The organism is Streptomyces sp. SL06 (assembly GCF_058244745.1).
On record NZ_JBSYOT010000002.1, the window covers coordinates 4864938 to 4880157 of the forward strand.

General features: G+C 72.2%; 15 protein-coding genes and 2 tRNA genes. 14 read left to right on the forward strand and 3 right to left on the reverse strand.

Annotated elements, in window-relative coordinates; translation table 11 throughout:
* Positions 1–141: 141 nt before the first annotated feature.
* From proB to AC4IHM_RS22240, 5 genes are all read left to right on the forward strand, one after another.
* Entirely contained in the window at positions 142–1266 is a 1125-nt protein-coding gene (gene proB / locus AC4IHM_RS22220) for a glutamate 5-kinase (RefSeq protein ID WP_490870899.1), read from the forward strand.
* A 137-nt stretch (positions 1267–1403) separates the two neighbouring features.
* Positions 1404–1940 carry a DUF8830 family protein gene (locus AC4IHM_RS22225; protein WP_490868761.1) on the forward strand — a complete coding sequence of 179 codons (537 nt, stop codon included), beginning with the start codon at positions 1404–1406 and terminating at the stop codon, positions 1938–1940.
* Between the two features lie 129 nt (positions 1941–2069).
* The gene (locus AC4IHM_RS22230; protein WP_490868762.1) at positions 2070–3356 is read left to right on the forward strand and encodes a glutamate-5-semialdehyde dehydrogenase; all 1287 of its coding nucleotides are present in this window, start codon (positions 2070–2072) and stop codon (positions 3354–3356) included.
* Between the two features lie 152 nt (positions 3357–3508).
* Complete coding sequence (locus AC4IHM_RS22235; RefSeq protein ID WP_490868763.1) at positions 3509–4078, forward strand: SCO2584 family spore wall biosynthesis protein; 570 nt, start codon at positions 3509–3511, stop codon at positions 4076–4078.
* A gap of 113 nt (positions 4079–4191) precedes the next feature.
* Positions 4192–5238 carry an SCO2583 family membrane protein gene (locus AC4IHM_RS22240; RefSeq protein WP_490868764.1) on the forward strand — a complete coding sequence of 349 codons (1047 nt, stop codon included), beginning with the start codon at positions 4192–4194 and terminating at the stop codon, positions 5236–5238.
* Between the two features lie 78 nt (positions 5239–5316).
* On the opposite strand, the gene AC4IHM_RS22245 is transcribed toward AC4IHM_RS22240, so the two are convergent.
* The gene (locus AC4IHM_RS22245) at positions 5317–6486 is read right to left on the reverse strand and encodes a M48 family metalloprotease (RefSeq protein WP_490870900.1); all 1170 of its coding nucleotides are present in this window, start codon (positions 6484–6486) and stop codon (positions 5317–5319) included.
* A gap of 142 nt (positions 6487–6628) precedes the next feature.
* On the opposite strand from AC4IHM_RS22245, the gene AC4IHM_RS22250 reads away from it, so the two are divergent.
* From AC4IHM_RS22250 to AC4IHM_RS22290, 9 genes are all read left to right on the forward strand, one after another.
* Positions 6629–6790, forward strand: coding sequence for a hypothetical protein (locus AC4IHM_RS22250; protein WP_490868765.1), 162 nt, complete (start codon positions 6629–6631; stop codon positions 6788–6790).
* A gap of 120 nt (positions 6791–6910) precedes the next feature.
* Entirely contained in the window at positions 6911–7078 is a 168-nt protein-coding gene (locus tag AC4IHM_RS22255) for a hypothetical protein (protein ID WP_490868766.1), read from the forward strand.
* A gap of 58 nt (positions 7079–7136) precedes the next feature.
* Complete coding sequence (nadD, locus tag AC4IHM_RS22260) at positions 7137–7832, forward strand: nicotinate-nucleotide adenylyltransferase (protein ID WP_490868767.1); 696 nt, start codon at positions 7137–7139, stop codon at positions 7830–7832.
* A 16-nt stretch (positions 7833–7848) separates the two neighbouring features.
* Positions 7849–9564, forward strand: a complete 1716-nt coding sequence (locus AC4IHM_RS22265; protein WP_490868768.1) for an LCP family protein — start codon at positions 7849–7851, stop codon at positions 9562–9564.
* A gap of 105 nt (positions 9565–9669) precedes the next feature.
* A complete protein-coding gene (gene rsfS / locus AC4IHM_RS22270) occupies positions 9670–10116 on the forward strand; it encodes a ribosome silencing factor (protein ID WP_490868769.1) in 447 nt (148 codons plus the stop codon).
* Positions 10113–10784, forward strand: coding sequence for a histidine phosphatase family protein (locus AC4IHM_RS22275; protein WP_490868770.1), 672 nt, complete (start codon positions 10113–10115; stop codon positions 10782–10784). The genes rsfS and AC4IHM_RS22275 overlap by 4 nt, the downstream gene beginning before the upstream one ends.
* A gap of 119 nt (positions 10785–10903) precedes the next feature.
* Positions 10904–10976 (forward strand) — tRNA-Ala (locus AC4IHM_RS22280).
* A 378-nt stretch (positions 10977–11354) separates the two neighbouring features.
* Positions 11355–11588: a hypothetical protein gene (locus AC4IHM_RS22285; protein WP_019523121.1), complete on the forward strand. Its 234-nt coding sequence runs from the start codon at positions 11355–11357 to the stop codon at positions 11586–11588.
* A 117-nt stretch (positions 11589–11705) separates the two neighbouring features.
* A tRNA-Ala gene (locus AC4IHM_RS22290) sits at positions 11706–11778 on the forward strand.
* Between the two features lie 87 nt (positions 11779–11865).
* On the opposite strand, the gene AC4IHM_RS22295 is transcribed toward AC4IHM_RS22290, so the two are convergent.
* Positions 11866–13479 carry an NADH-ubiquinone oxidoreductase-F iron-sulfur binding region domain-containing protein gene (locus AC4IHM_RS22295; RefSeq protein ID WP_490868771.1) on the reverse strand — a complete coding sequence of 538 codons (1614 nt, stop codon included), beginning with the start codon at positions 13477–13479 and terminating at the stop codon, positions 11866–11868.
* Positions 13476–14708, reverse strand: coding sequence for a cytochrome b/b6 domain-containing protein (locus tag AC4IHM_RS22300; protein ID WP_490868772.1), 1233 nt, complete (start codon positions 14706–14708; stop codon positions 13476–13478). Before AC4IHM_RS22300 ends, AC4IHM_RS22295 begins: the two co-directional genes overlap by 4 nt.
* Between the last annotated feature and the right edge of the window lie 512 nt (positions 14709–15220).

Consider the following 15220-nt stretch of genomic DNA (forward strand, 5'->3'; position numbering starts at 1 on the left):
GGCGGACACCGCGCCCCTCGTCGCCTCCCCGCCACCCCCTGTCCGCAGCCTGGACCGCGGCGCGGGGTGTGGGCGTCTTCGCGTAGATTGCCTGGCGGGCGCAGGGATCGGCGCGTGTCGACGGGAGAGGCGGACGGGGCCGTGGCAGGGGCAAGGCAGGCCGTGGGCGAGGCCCGCAGGATCGTCGTGAAGGTCGGTTCCTCCTCGCTGACCACCGCGGCCGGCGGTCTGGATGCCGACCGGGTCGACGCGCTCGTCAACGTCCTGGCCAAGGTGCGGGGGGCGGAGAAGGAGATCGTCCTCGTCTCCTCCGGTGCCATCGCCGCCGGTCTCGCCCCGCTGGGCCTGGCCCGACGCCCCAGCGACCTGGCCCGCCAGCAGGCCGCCGCGAGCGTCGGCCAGGGACTGCTGGTCGCGCGCTACACCGCCTCCTTCGCCCGGCACGGCGTCCGCGTCGGCCAGGTGCTGCTGACCGGCGACGACATGAGCCGCCGCGCCCACCACCGCAACGCCGCCCGCACCCTCGACAAGCTGCTGGCGATGAGCGCCTTCCCGATCGTCAACGAGAACGACACCGTCGCCACCGACGAGATCCGCTTCGGCGACAACGACCGGCTCGCCGCCCTCGTCGCCCACCTGGTCCGCGCCGACCTGCTGGTGCTGCTGTCCGACGTGGACGGCGTGTACGACGGCGACCCGAGCCGGCCGGGCACCTCGCGGCTGGCGGAGGTGCGCGACATGGCCGACCTCGCGGGCGTGGACATCGGCAGCGCGGGCAAGGCGGGCGTCGGCACCGGCGGCATGGTCACCAAGGTCGAGGCGGCCCGGATCGCCGCCGCCGCGGGCATCCCGGTGGTGCTGACCAGCGCCGTCCACGCGGCCGACGCCCTGGCCGGGGGCGACACCGGCACCTACTTCCACGCCACCGGCAGACGGTTCGCCGACCGGCTGCTGTGGCTCCAGCACGCCTCCACCCCGCAGGGGGCGCTCGTCCTCGACGACGGGGCGGTGCGCGCGGTCGTCGAGGGGCGCAAGTCGCTGCTGCCGGCCGGGATCGCGGGCGTCGAGGGCGAGTTCGCGGCGGGCGAACCCGTCGAGCTGCGGGACACCACGGGGCGGGCGGTGGCCCGGGGGCTGGTCAACTTCGACGCCAGGGAGATCCCCCGGCTGATCGGCCACTCCACCCGGGAACTGGCACGCGAACTCGGACCCGCGTACGAACGTGAGGTCGTACACAGGGACGATCTGGTGATCCTGCACCCTTAATGGGTCGAAACGTCCCCGAATCGGTGGTGGACGTTCCGCAAAACCGCCCCGCGATCTTGCGTGGCCTGCTCAACTTTCCCCAAGGGACGAGGCCCGGCCGACCACCGGGCCGAGTCGTGTGCGAGAAGGAGGCCGTCGTGAGCGGAGTGCGCCCTGGGACGCCGGCGTCCCGCGGTGGTACCGGCTCCCGAAATGGCACGGGCTCGCGTACCGGTACCAGCGCCCGGCCCGGCGGCACCACCCGCAACGGCACCGCCCGCGCGGCCGGCGAGGAGCGCGCCCTGACCAGCGTCGCGGCCGGCGACCGGTTCCGCGGCGAGGAGCCCGAGCACACCCCGCGCCTGTGGCACGTCACCCTCAGTGTCTCCGGCGCCCGCGCCCCCCTCCCGGAGGTGCGCCGGGCGCTCGAACAGCTCGCGCACGACCACCCCTTCCTGCTGACCAGCCGCTACGCCGACGACCACGCGGAGATCCGGTACTGGGAGGAGGCCCGCGACCTGCACGACGCCGCCGCCGTCGCGCTGCGCCTGTGGGGCGAGCACCGGCAGACCGCGGGGCTGCCGCCCTGGGAGATCGTCGGTCTGGAAGTGATTGACCGGGCCACTTATCACCAGCGCATCGCCGCGGGATACGGGCCGGCCCCGGCGACGCCCGTCGGGGTGCACCCCTTCTGATGCCTCTTCGATGCCTCCTTTGAGGCCTCATTGATGTCCCTTTGCCGCCTGCTTCGAGCCGGTCCGGCCCGTGTCTCGGGGTTTGGGACATCCGGCGGGCGGCCCGGCCCGGCCCATTACGCTTCCCTCATGACCACGCTCTCGCCGTACGACTCGATGTCCCCGGTCACCCGCGCCGCCTACCGGGCCAAGGCCGCCGCGGCCGACCTCGCACCGCTGCCGCGGGCCGCCAAGGACGACGCGCTGCTCGCCGTCGCGGACGCGCTGGAGGTCCGTACGAGCGAGATCGTCGAGGCCAACGCCCAGGACGTGGCCAAGGCCCGCGCCGCCGGGACCAGCGAGGCCGTCGTCGACCGGCTCACCCTGACCCCGGAGCGCGTCCGCGCCATCGCCTCCGACGTGCGGGACGTCGTCGCGCTGCCCGACCCGGTCGGCGAGGTCGTGCGCGGCTCCACCCTCCCCAACGGCATCGACCTGCGCCAGGTCCGGGTGCCGCTCGGCGTGGTCGGCATCATCTACGAGGGCCGGCCCAACGTCACGGTGGACGCCGCCGCCCTGTGCCTGAAGTCCGGCAACGCCGTGCTGCTGCGCGGCTCCTCCTCGGCGTACCAGTCGAACACCGCCCTGGTCCGGGTGGTCCGGGACGCCGTGGGCGGGGCCGGACTGCCCGCCGACGCCGTGCAACTGGTGCCCGGCGAGAGCCGCGAGAGCGTGCGCGAGCTGATGCGCGCCCGCGGCCTGGTCGACGTACTCATCCCGCGCGGCGGCGCCTCCCTGATCAGCACCGTCGTCCAGGAGTCCACCGTCCCCGTCATCGAGACCGGCACCGGCAACTGCCACGTCTACGTCGACGCGCAGGCCGACCTCGACATGGCGGTCGACATCCTGATCAACTCCAAGGCGCAGCGCGTCAGCGTCTGCAACGCCGCCGAGACCCTGCTGGTCCACCAGGACATCGCCGCCGACTTCCTGCCCCGCGCACTGGACGCCCTCGCGGACGCCGGGGTCACCGTGCACGCCGACGAGCGCGTGGCGGCGTATGCCAAGGACTCCCGGGCGACCGTCGTCGAGGCGACCCCCGAGGACTGGGAGACGGAGTACCTGTCGTACGACATCGCGGCGGCCGTCGTCGACTCCCTGGACCGGGCCGTCGAGCACATCCGGCTGTGGACCTCCGGCCACACCGAGGCGATCGTGACGACCTCGCAGCAGGCCGCCCGCCGCTTCACCCAGTTGGTCGACTCCACCACCGTCGCGGTGAACACCTCCACCCGCTTCACCGACGGCGGCCAGTTCGGCTTCGGCGCCGAGATCGGCATCTCCACGCAGAAGCTGCACGCCCGGGGCCCGATGGGGCTGCCGGAACTGACCAGCACCAAGTACATCGTCACCGGTGACGGGCACGTACGGCGCTGACGGGCGGCCCCCGCCCCGAGGGCGCACGCCGGAGGTACGGGGGAGGAGCACGCGCCCCCGACCGCGCCCGTGAACCGAACGGGGCATCCCACCCACCGGATGAATTTCCCCACCGTCTGCCCAAAGCGACCACCCAGGTCTACTCTGGACCCGTGCCGGAGGACGTGGGGGGTACGCCGTTCCCTGACGGCTGGGAGCCCGACGACGACCACGACCGCGGGGTGTCGGACGAAGAGTTCGCCTCCGTGGTCTTCGACGAGGCCTTCGTCCGGGCGGCCGTGGCGCACGAGCCGACCGCCGTCGAACGCCTCCTGGCCGCCGCACAGGCCAGAGCCGAGGCCACCGAGGCGGAAGCGGCCCGCCGGGGCCGCAGCAGGGCCGAGCGCTTCGACGACGGATACGGCGATTTCGGCCATGATCCCGACCTCGACGACCCGGACGACGACCGCGACCCCCTCGACCGCCCGTACGGCGCTCCCGCGGCGTACGGCAAGCAGGTCCGCTGGCACCGGCCCGTCGCCTGGATGCTCGCCCTCGTGATGGGCATCGGCATGGTCGCGCTGGCCTTCGTGGCCGTCTACCGGGGCGCGTCCTCGGGCGGCGGCACACAGCAGGTGCCGCCCCCCGCCTCCACCGGACCCGAGCAGGGCGGCAGTGCCACCCCCTCGGCCTCCGCCGACTACTCCCAGCCGGCCGTCCCGGTCATTCCGCGCAGTCCCTGACCCCCCGTGCCCCGATCCGCCGCGCCCCGGCCCGCCGTGCGCGACGGGAAGCTGTCCCAACTTGACCTGCACCGGCGCGTTTACGCGACCTTCCGGAGACCTACTCTGAAGGTATGACAGGGCCTGGCGATCCGCCCGGAGGCGGAGAGGACGAGTACCGATCCGTCGTCTTCGACGAATCGTTCGTGCGTGCTGCCCGGCTCCAGGAGTTCTCCGCCCAGGAGCGCATAGCCGACCACGCCCCCGCGGTGCGCCGCCGGCCGCCACTGCGCCGGGCCGGTCTGTCCCGGCAGGCGCTGATCCTCGTCGTCCTGATCGCCGTCGCCTTCGGCACCGCCATCTACATGGGCGCACGGCACCCGTACCAGAGCCCCGCCGCGCAGCGGCCCGCCGAACAGGCGCGGCTGACCGTCGTCCCGCTCGCCCCCCGGGGCAAGGTGCCCGGCGACGACGACACCGCGTACCTGTACGACCACAGCCCGGCCGCGCACTTCAGATCCGCCGCCGAGGGGATCCCGCTGCCGGGGGCCCGGCGTACGGCGCACTTCTCCGAGGACCAGGTGCTGAGCGCGCTGACCACCGCCAAGGACTACATCGTCCGCTCGGCGCTCGACCGGGAGGTGCTCGGCGGCGGGGAGGTCCGCTCGGTGCGGATGCTGCTGGACTCGGACCAGCTCTCCCAGTTCGACGAGAGCTTCGACCGGCCCGCCGCGGACGGCCGGCACGCGCCCACCGGCTGGCTGGTGCGCTTCGACCCGGCCCGCACCGAGCTGGCCGACGAGGACATCCGGGTGCAGGGCAGCCTGCGGGCCGTGGAGAGCGACGCGGCCGCGCTGGAGGTCACCGCCGACCACACCATGGTGTACGCGCTGCGCCCGGCCGGTGACACGCGGGCCGAGACCTCGCTGTTCACCGTCCGGCGCGAGCTGCACTTCCGCTTCGGCCGGGACGACCTGCGGCTGCACCAGACGCAGCTGGTCGCCTCCCACGTCCAGGCCGGACCGCTCTCCTGCGCCGAGGACTCGGCGAACCACCTGCGCCCGCTGCTCGCCGGCCAGACGGCCGGGACCGGCGCCCCCGCCGGCACCGACCCGTACACCTCCGGCAACGCGGCGGCCCTGTGCGGCACCCTCGCGGCGAGCGCCCAGCCGGCCGTCTGACACCGCCGGGCGCGCTCCCGGGCCGCTCCCGTACCGCCTCCGTACCGCCTCCGTACCGCCGGAGGGCTCCCCGTGGCTTCAGTCGCCGTCGCGCGGCGGGCGGTCGCCCGGGGTCCCCGGGGCGCCGTCGGGGCCCTCCGAGCCCTCCGGGCGGCCCCCGGACGACCCGTCCGTGCCCGGGTCCGCGTCCTCGGGCGGCCCCGACCGGGAGCCCGCGAAGCCGCCGAAGCCCCGCCGCACCCGGTCGCCCAGGTCACCGGCGCCGCCCGCGATGTCGTTCACCAGCTTCATCAGCGGGTCCTTGGAGTTGCGCACCTGCGTGGCATAGCCGGCCGCCGACTCCCGGAAGGAGTCCCGGACCGAGGCGTCCTTGTCCTCGTCGCGCCGCGGGTAGTGGCCGTCCATGATCCGCTGGTAGTCCCGGGAGTCCGCCCACTTCTTCAGCTCGGCGGCCCGCACCGTGCTGAAGGGGTGGGTGCGGGGCAGCACGTTCATGATCTTCAGCACCGAGTCGCGCAGGTCGCCCCCGGCCTCGTACTCCTCGGCCTGCTCCAGGAACGCGTCCACGTTCATCTCGTGCAGGTGGTTGCCGCCCGCGATCTTCATCAGGCCCCGCATGGAGGCCTGCGGGTCCTGGCCGACCAGCAGTCCCGCGCGGTCGGCGGACAGCTCCGACTTGCGGAACCACTCGCGCAGCCCGGTCACGATCGCCATGATCGCCACATTGCCCAGCGGGATCCAGGCGACCCGGACGGCGAGGGAGGTCAGGAAGAGCAGAATCGTGCGGTAGACCGAGTGCCCGGACAGCGCGTGCCCGACCTCGTGCCCGACGACCGCCCGCATCTCCTCCTCGTCCAGCAGCTCGACGAGGCCCGTGGTGACGACGATGATCGGCTCGTCCAGGCCGATGCACATCGCGTTCGGCGTCGGGTCCTGGCTGACGTACATCGGCGGGACCTTCTCCAGGTCCAGGATGTGGCAGGCGTCGCGCAGCATCACGTCCAGGTGGCCGAACTGCCGCTCCGAGACGCGCACCGAGTCGGACAGGAACAGCAGCCTGAGACTGCGCTCGGGCAGCAGGCCGCTCAGCGCCTTGAAGACCGTGTCGAAGCCGCTCAGCCTGCGCAGCGCGACCAGGGCGCTGCGGTCGGCCGGATGCTCGTACGCACGCGAGGAGATTCCCGGGAAGCGCCTGCGCTGCCTGCTCGGCACTTTCTCGTGCCCCTGGTGCTGGTGGCCGTCGGACATGTCTTCCCCCATGTGCGTGTGTGTGGCCTGTGCGTATGTCTGGCCCTTTGCGAACCTTTGTGCGGTCCTTTGCGCCCCCGGAGCCGGGCCCAGCCTAGGCGGGGATACCGTGGACGGGCGGTACAACGAAGGAGTCCACAGCATGCGGCACACCCCCCACACCGACTGGCTCGCCGCGGCGGCGACCGCGGCCGAGCAGCAAGGGGCGGGAAATCTGCTCCGGGTCCTCCTGGTCGTGATGGTGCTGGGCTCCGCGCTGACCGCGTGGTTCCTGCTGCGGGGGTACAGGCGGAAGGACGACTGAGGGGACCCGAAGGTTCCCCGGCCCGGCCCCGGTGGCGGAGTCGGCGTGATCGCCCGGGAGGCGCCCGCATACGATGAGGCCAGGTCTTTGTCCCGCCCACACCGGATAGGTCTGCCGAAGATGAGCCTTCCCCTCAGCGCTGCCCAGTTCGCCACCCTCGCCGCCGAGGGCGGCGAGGAGCACGGCGGCAACCACGAGAGCCTCAGCCCCTACGTCACCGGCATCGGCGCGTTCGTCGTCCTGATGCTTCTGCTGTGGATCACCACCCGCTTCAACCGCGACCGCTGAGCGCGCAGGACCCGGGGGCGGCCGGGGCGCTCGGAGCGGGCCGGTAGGGTCTGCACGCATGGGAGAGCAGGACATGCCTACCGCCCCGGCGCACACGCCGGCGCGCGGCACGCAGAACGCGGTGCCCGCCCGCGCCACCGTCCCGGGTGACGGCTCGTCGTCCCCGGGCAAGCGCCGTCTGGGCGTCATGGGCGGCACCTTCGACCCGATCCACCACGGGCACCTCGTGGCGGCCAGTGAGGTCACCGCGCAGTTCCAGCTCGACGAGGTGGTGTTCGTGCCCACCGGGCAGCCGTGGCAGAAGAGCCACCGCACGGTCTCGGCGGCCGAGGACCGCTATCTGATGACGGTCGTCGCGACCGTCGAGAACCCGCAGTTCTCGGTGAGCCGCATCGACATCGACCGCGGCGGCCCGACCTACACCGTGGACACCCTGCGCGACCTGCGCGCACTCAACCCGGACGCGGACCTGTTCTTCATCACCGGCGCCGACGCCCTCGCCCAGATCCTCACCTGGCGCGACAGCGAGGAGCTGTTCTCCCTCGCGCACTTCATCGGCGTCACCCGGCCCGGCCACACGCTGACGGACGCCGGACTGCCCAAGGGCGGCGTCTCGCTCGTCGAGGTACCCGCCCTCGCCATCTCCTCCACGGACTGCCGTGCGAGAGTCGCCAAGGGGGATCCCGTCTGGTACCTGGTGCCGGACGGAGTCGTGCGCTATATCGACAAACGCCAGCTGTACCGCGGCGAGTGAGCCGAGAGGGGCACCGGTGAACGACGGATACGACGCGGGGTACGGCGGCGACGACCAGTACGAACTGGTCGGCTACGACGAGTACGGGCGGCCGGTGTACCGCCAGGCCCAAGGGCAGGAACCGGGGCAGCAGCAGCCGTACGACCCCTACGCGCAGCAGCAGGGCTACGGCTACGACCCGTACGCCGCCACGGGGCAGCAGCCCGCCCAGCAGCCGTACGACCCCTATGACGCCTACGGCTCCCGGGCCGGCCACGACACCGGCACACAGCCGCCCACGCCCGCCCACGGGTCGTACGACGGCTACCCCTCGGCCCCGCAGCAGCCGTACGACCCCTACGGCCAGGCCGCGGCCGGCGGCCGGCAGCCCCGGGTCGCCGAGCAGACCGCCCACATCCCGCAGCAGCCGGGCCCGCGCGAGGAGCCGGAGCCCGAGGCACCCGCCGAGCCCGTACGGGACTACCACACCGAGCAGTTCGCCTTCGTCGAGGAGCCGGCCGACGACTCCGAGGACGTCATCGACTGGATGAAGTTCACGGAGAACCGCACCGAGCGCCGCGAGGAGGCCCGGCGGCGCGCACGCGCGCGTGTCGTCTCCCTGGTCGTCGTCCTGGCACTGGTCGCGGTCGGCGGCGTCGGCTACCTCTGGTACGCAGGGAAACTGCCCGGCGTGTCCTCCCCGGACGACAAGGCGGCCAGTACGACGGCACAGGGCGCCCAGAAGCGCGACGTGATAGCCGTCCACCTGCACGACACCCAGGGCGGCGGCACCTCCACCGCGCTGCTCGTGGACAACACCACCACCGAGCGGGGCAGCGCCGTGCTGGTGCCCAACTCCCTCGCCCTGACCGGCGACGACGGCAGCACCACCACGCTCGCCAAGTCCGTCGACGACGACGGCCCCGACGCCACCAGGACCGCGCTCGACTCGGCGCTCGGCACCGACATCGGGGGCACCTGGCGCCTGGACACGCCCTACCTCCAGATCCTCGTCGACCTGGTCGGCAACATCAACGTCGACACCGACGCCAACGTCCCCGACCCGGAGGCCAAGGGCAAGGACCCGGCCACCCTCGTGCACAAGGGCGAGGGGCAGACCCTCAGCGGCAAGATGGCCGTCGCCTACGCCACCTACCGAGGCTCGGGCGAGAAGGCCGACGCCCAGTTGCAGCGGTTCGGGCAGGTCATGCAGGGGGTGCTGCGCAAACTGTCCTCCGAGCCGCAGGCCGCGACGACCACCGTCCAGACGCTCGGGATGATCCTCGACCCGCCGCTGACCGAGAAGGACCTCGGCTCCTTCCTCGCCGGGCTCTCCGACCGGGCCAAGGGCGGCGACTTCAAGACCGTGCTGCTGCCCGTCCAGGGCGACGGCGGACTCAGCGCCGAGGCCGGCGACAGCGTCGTCAAGGACGTGCTCGGCGGCACCGCCAAGAGCCCCGACAAGGACGCGGCCGTCAGCGTCTCCGTGCGCAACGCCACCGGCGTCGAGGACCGTGCCGGCAAGGCCCGTGTCGTCCTCCTCAATGGCGGCTTCACCTTCGTCTCCGGCGGCACCGCGGCCGGCACCCAGGCGGCGTCCGACGTCCTCTACGCCGACGACGCCGACAAGGAGAATGCCGTCCAGGTCGCCAAGACCCTGGGCCTGCCCACCGACTCCGTCACCAAGGGCAAGGTCTCCGCGAACGCCAGGGTCTCGGTGGTGCTCGGCCAGGACTACGAACCGGCGTCGTAGGGAGCGCCGCCCCCGTGCGCGGGGGCGGCGCCCTTGTCGCGTGGGCCACCGACGGCGGTCGTGAGACCCTTGGGTTCCACCGACCGCCGACCCGAAAGCCAGGCAGTGACCGCGACCGACCGCTCCATCGAACTCATCAACACCGCCGCGCAGGCGGCAGCCGACAAGCTCGCGCACGACGTGATCGCCTACGACGTCAGCGACGTGCTGTCGATCACGGACGCCTTCCTGCTGGCCTCCGCGCCCAACGACCGCCAGGTCAAGTCGATCGTCGACGAGATCGAGGAACGGCTCGGCAAGGAACTCGGCGCCAAGCCGGTGCGCCGCGAGGGCGACCGCGAGGCCCGCTGGATCCTGCTCGACTACGTCGACATCGTCGTCCACGTCCAGCACAGCGAGGAGCGCGTCTTCTACGCCCTGGAGCGGCTGTGGAAGGACTGCCCCGAGCTGGAGCTGCCCGCCGACGCCAAGGGGACCCGCGGCAAGGCCGAGGAGCACGCCAGGGCCCAGGCCGCCGAGGAGGCGACCGGGACCGACGGGGACTGGCGGTGAGCGCCACCGGCGAGGTGGCGGCCGGCGGGCGGGGCCGCGGCCGGCGCGTCATCCTGTGGCGGCACGGCCAGACCTCGTGGAACGTGGAGCGCCGCTTCCAGGGCAGCACGGACGTCCGGCTCACCCCCGCCGGCGTCGCCCAGGCCCGGCGCGCCGCCCGGCTGCTGGTCCACCTGCGGCCCGACGCGATCGTCGCCTCCGACCTCGCGCGGGCCGCCGGCACGGCCGCCGAACTGGCCGCCCTCACCGGCCTGGACGTGACCCTGGACGAGAACCTGCGGGAGACCTACGCGGGCGTCTGGCAGGGGCTGACCCACGACGAGATCATCGCCCGGCACGGCGCGGAGTACGCGGCGTGGAAGCGCGGCGAGCCGGTGCGCCGCGGCGGCGGTGAGCTGGAGACCGAGGTCGCCGACCGCGCCGCCCCCGTGGTGCTCCGGCACGCCGAGAAGCTTCCCGAGGACGGCACCCTCGTCGTGGTCAGCCACGGCGGCACCATCCGCACCACCATCGGCCGTCTGCTCGGTCTCGAACCGCGCAGTTGGGAGAGCCTGGGCGGCCTGACCAACTGCTGCTGGTCGATCCTCGGCGAGGGCGCCCGGGGCTGGCGGCTGCTGGAGCACAACGCCGGCACGCTGCCGGAACCGGTGATCGGCGACGACGACTGAGCGGCGGGTCGGCGGGTCCGTACCCGGATTTCACTTTCCGGCAGGTCGCAGGCTAAAGTTCTTCTTGTTCGCCCCGCCGAGCGGGGCGAGAGACCATGCGGCTCGGCCGCGTGGCACCAGGGGCTATAGCTCAGTTGGTAGAGCGCCTGCATGGCATGCAGGAGGTCAGGAGTTCAATTCTCCTTAGCTCCACAGCCCACGGACGAATCCCGTCCCCCTCGGGGGGCGGGATTTTTCGTTTGCGATCACTTGAGCAACAGGCGTCCCACAGGCGTATACCTCTGTGAGACTCCGTGTCCGGACTGGTACTGAGGCGTCGCTGACCGTATTGGCCCGGCCGTGGCAGAATCAAACGGCCGGAAGGGGACCGCGACCCGACGGGAGGGAGTGGCGATGCCTGCGAGCATCCTCGAGGAGGTCGGTCACCTCCTCGGCGGAGCGGTGGCACGGAACACGCTCACCCGTCTCCGGTGCCCTTCCTGCGGTTCGGGGCACGTGGCCCAGGTCCTCGGAGACAACGGCGGAATCTCGTACGTGTGCACGGCCTGCGGCCACAGCTGGAGCTGAACGATGGGTGCACACAGGCGGAAGTGCGACTGGTGCGGCAGCGGCACCCCGATCGTGCGGGACATGGAGCCGCTCAATCCGGACTACCAGTACTGGTGCGAGGAGTGCGCGCGGGCGCTGATCATAAAAGGCGACCCGATCGAGACGTACCGCGAACTCGAGGGCGAGCCGATCTACGGCCGGCTCCTGGAGGAGCACTGCACGCTCAAGCGGTTCTACTCGTTCGTCACGGCCTAGCGACTCTTCCCATCCCACGAGGGGTGAAACGGGCAAAGCGGAAACGATTTGGTGTTGTGCCCGGTCCACCGTGTAATGTTGGCGTCGCCGCCGGGGAGACCGGGCGGCAGACGGCAAGGGGCTATAGCTCAGTTGGTAGAGCGCCTGCATGGCATGCAGGAGGTCAGGAGTTCAATTCTCCTTAGCTCCACAAGTCTCCTCGGCTTCGCAAGAACGCCTTGGGCGAGAACACACGGCAAACCCCCCGGATCACCGATCCGGGGGGTTTGTTCGTGACTCAGCGGCCGAGTGCCCGGCGGCCGCGGCCCTGGGACAGGACCGGCAGGTTGTTGCGCGCGGCCGGCGCCTGCGCGCGGGTGTCCTCCTCGATGCGCAGGGCGAGCGCGGGGCAGCGGCGCACCGCGCGGACCGCCTTGGCCTCCGCGAAACGCGGCACGTCGGCCTGCGCGACGGTCGGGAAGCCGTCGGCGCCCAGCTGGAAGACCTCCGGGAGGATGTCCGCGCACAGACCGTGGCCCCGGCACAGCGTCCAGTCCACGTAGATCTTCTGGCGGCTGGGGCCGGTCTCCTCCCCGCCGCCGCCCGGGATGCCCGTGGGGGCCTGGCCGCCCTCGAAGAGCGGCAGAACGCCCTCCACGGGCCGTCCGCAGCCGTTGCCGAGGACATGGGCGGCGAGGTCGTCCGTGAACGCCTTCACGGTCGACTCCAGGAACATCGCCGAGCCGTCCGGGTGCGAGCAGGCGCCGCGCCGCTTCACGTTCTTCGCGACCTGCTTGACCGCCTCCAGGGCGGCCGGGCCGCCGCCGTTCAGAATGTCCTCAAGACCGCGCGCGGCGGCCGGCAGACCGAGGTAGCAGGGCCCGCACTGGCCCGCGCTCTCCTCCGCCAGCCACTGCGCCACCCGCAGCGACTCGCCCAGCGGGCAGGTCTCCTGACTGATCGGCAGGATCGCGCCCGCGCCGAGCGCGCCGCCCACCTGCTGAAGGGAGTTGCGGGAGACGATCGCCTCGTCCACGGTGGCCGAGTCGATCCACTTGCCGTGGTAACCGCCGGTCAGCACGCCCTGCGGCACCGGCGGGGCGCCGGCCAACTGGAGCACGTAGCGCAGCGGCACGCCCGTGGGGACCTCGATCACCATCGGGCGGGCGACCGCGCCGGAGACGGTGAGCATGACGGTGCCCGGCTCGTCGTACAGGCCGGTGTTGCCGTAGCGCTCCGGGCCGATGCGGGCGGCGATCGCCAACTGGGCGAAGGTCTCGGCGTTGGACAGCAGGGTCGGCGCGCCGCCGACGCCGCTGCGGGACGCGCTGACCTTGCGGCCGGGCGGGATCGCCGGGCCGCCGTCGACGGAGCGGATCAGCGAGGCCGCCGCGCCGGTGACCATGCGCACCGGGTTGCGCTGCACACGGGCGCGCAGGGCGGAGCGGCGTCCGTTGCTCAGGCCGCGTTCGGCGAGCGCGGCCTCCATGGAGCGCTGCGTGGACTCACGGGTGACCCCGATGACCAGGGTGCGCGCGCCCATGGCCTCGGCGCACAGCAGCGCGCCGTCCAGGATCAGGTGCGGGGCACGGTTGATGAGCACCGTGTCCTTGCGGCAGGCCGGTTCGTCCTCGCTGCCGTTGACGACCACGACCGGCCGTACGCCGCGTTTGATCGCCGCCTCGGCGACCGAGCGCAGCTTCTTGTGGAAGGGGAAGCCCGCGCCGCCGCGGCCCTTCAGGTTGATGCGCTCGGAGAGCTGGGCGAGCTGTTCGCCGCCCAGCGGTTCGAGCGGCCCGTGCACCTTGAGGTGCATGGGCAGATCCAGGCGCTCGACAAGGTCGAAACCCGACGTGAGCTGGGGAAGGCCGACCACGCGGACTTCGGGTACGTCGGGCAGGGCCTCGTTCACTTAAAGCCTCCGGAAGGCGTGTTCCAAGGTTCGCCCGAACCCGGTGCGTCGAAGTCGTGGGACGACGACGGCGCACCGGGGGTTGGTTCAGTGGCGGGACCGCTGTTGTACGTGTCGTTGGGGTAGTACGTGTCGTAGACGGCGTTCGTCTCACGGGTGTCGTACACGTCACTTGAGCCGTACCCCGAGGCGGCCGGATTGCCATAGACGGGGATGGTATGTCCCGTGTCGTTGAGCGGGTCGTAGACCGACTGGGGTGCCTCGCCGACCGGCGGCGGCGAGGGGACGGGCCAGCTGCCCGAGGTGCTGCCGCCGGCGTCCATGACGGGCATCGCCTCGGTGGGCCGCATGTCCGGCGGCGGCTGGCCGGCCGCCGCCGGGTCGGCCGTCAGCGGTGGCCGGCCCGCGCCCGGAGGCGGGGTGACGGCGCGGTAGGCCGCCGCGAAGCCGTGCGCGGGCTCTTGCGGAGTGAGGCGCTCCGCGGTTTCGTACCGGGGTGCGGACGGGGACGTGCCGCGCGGCCGGGGTGCCCCGGAGCGCTCGTAGCCCGGCAGTGCGGAGGTGTCCGTCGCCCGGGTCCGGCCCTCCTCCCGTTCCTCGCGGACCGGCCGCTCCGCGGTCCCGAGGAAGCCGGTGATCGCGTCGGCGACCTTGCGCTTGACCGGCGTCGGCGCCGCACGCAGCGCCAGGGCCGCCATGACGCCGAGCAGGGACAGGCCGTACAGGATGGTGAAGATCGGCTTCGCCGCGCGACCCGCGTAGAGGCCGTGGATCAGGGCCAGGCACCACGCCGGGTAGGCGAGCATGTGCATGGCCCGCCAGCGGGCGGCCACGGGGGCCGGGGACGCGAAGCGGTTGCGCAGGACGCCGGTGACGCCCACGAAGATCATGAGCGTGCTGGCCAGGGTGCCGAGGCCGATGAGGACGGCCCGGCCGCCGAACTCCTCGTCGTCCGTGGCCAGGAGTCCGAACGGGAGCACGGCGGCGACCCAGGTGGTGTGGTCCAGCGCCAGTTTGATCCCTATGTGCACCAGCAGGAACACGATCGAGGCGACGGCGGTGCTCCGGTGCACCGCCTGGGCCAGGATCCGCCGGCGGGTGTCGAGGATGACCCGGTCCTGGGCGACGAGTCCCCAGATCACCGAGCAGCTGAGGAAGACGAGGGAGAGCACGCCGGCGCCGAAGTTCAGGAACTCGGCGATGGTGTCGCCCATCGTGCTGTTCGTCATGAGGGCAGACCTCCCCACGTCAGGGACGCGAGGGGAGGCGGCGAGCTGTTGTCGCGAGGATGGATCGGGGGAGGGTTCATGGGGGCAACTCCGGAGCGGTTCGGGAAAGCGGTCCCGCTGCCGCACTCTAAGTGGCGTGATACCCGTGGGTACGACGTTTGAGTTATTGCGTCGTTATCAAACGACAGTGCGCTTGTAGGGATGTCCCCTTAGCTGTCGTTACGCGAAGTAATCTTTGACCATTGTTCAGGTTTGCCGCCCCGGGGCGGGGGCATCGACGGCCGCCGAGCCCGTCGCGTCCCGCTCGACGACTGCGGTACTCTGACGCCATGCGTGCCGTACGCCTTCTGCTTAGCGAGCCGCGCTGATCAGTCCCGGCCCCGGTCGTAGTCCGGTGGCCGGAATCGGCGCGGCGTCCCCTCCTGTGCGAGGGGATTTTTCATTTCCCGGCCATCGCAGCCGCTGGTCATGAAGGTCGCAGCCGCTGGCAGAGACGATCGATGGAGCTTTGA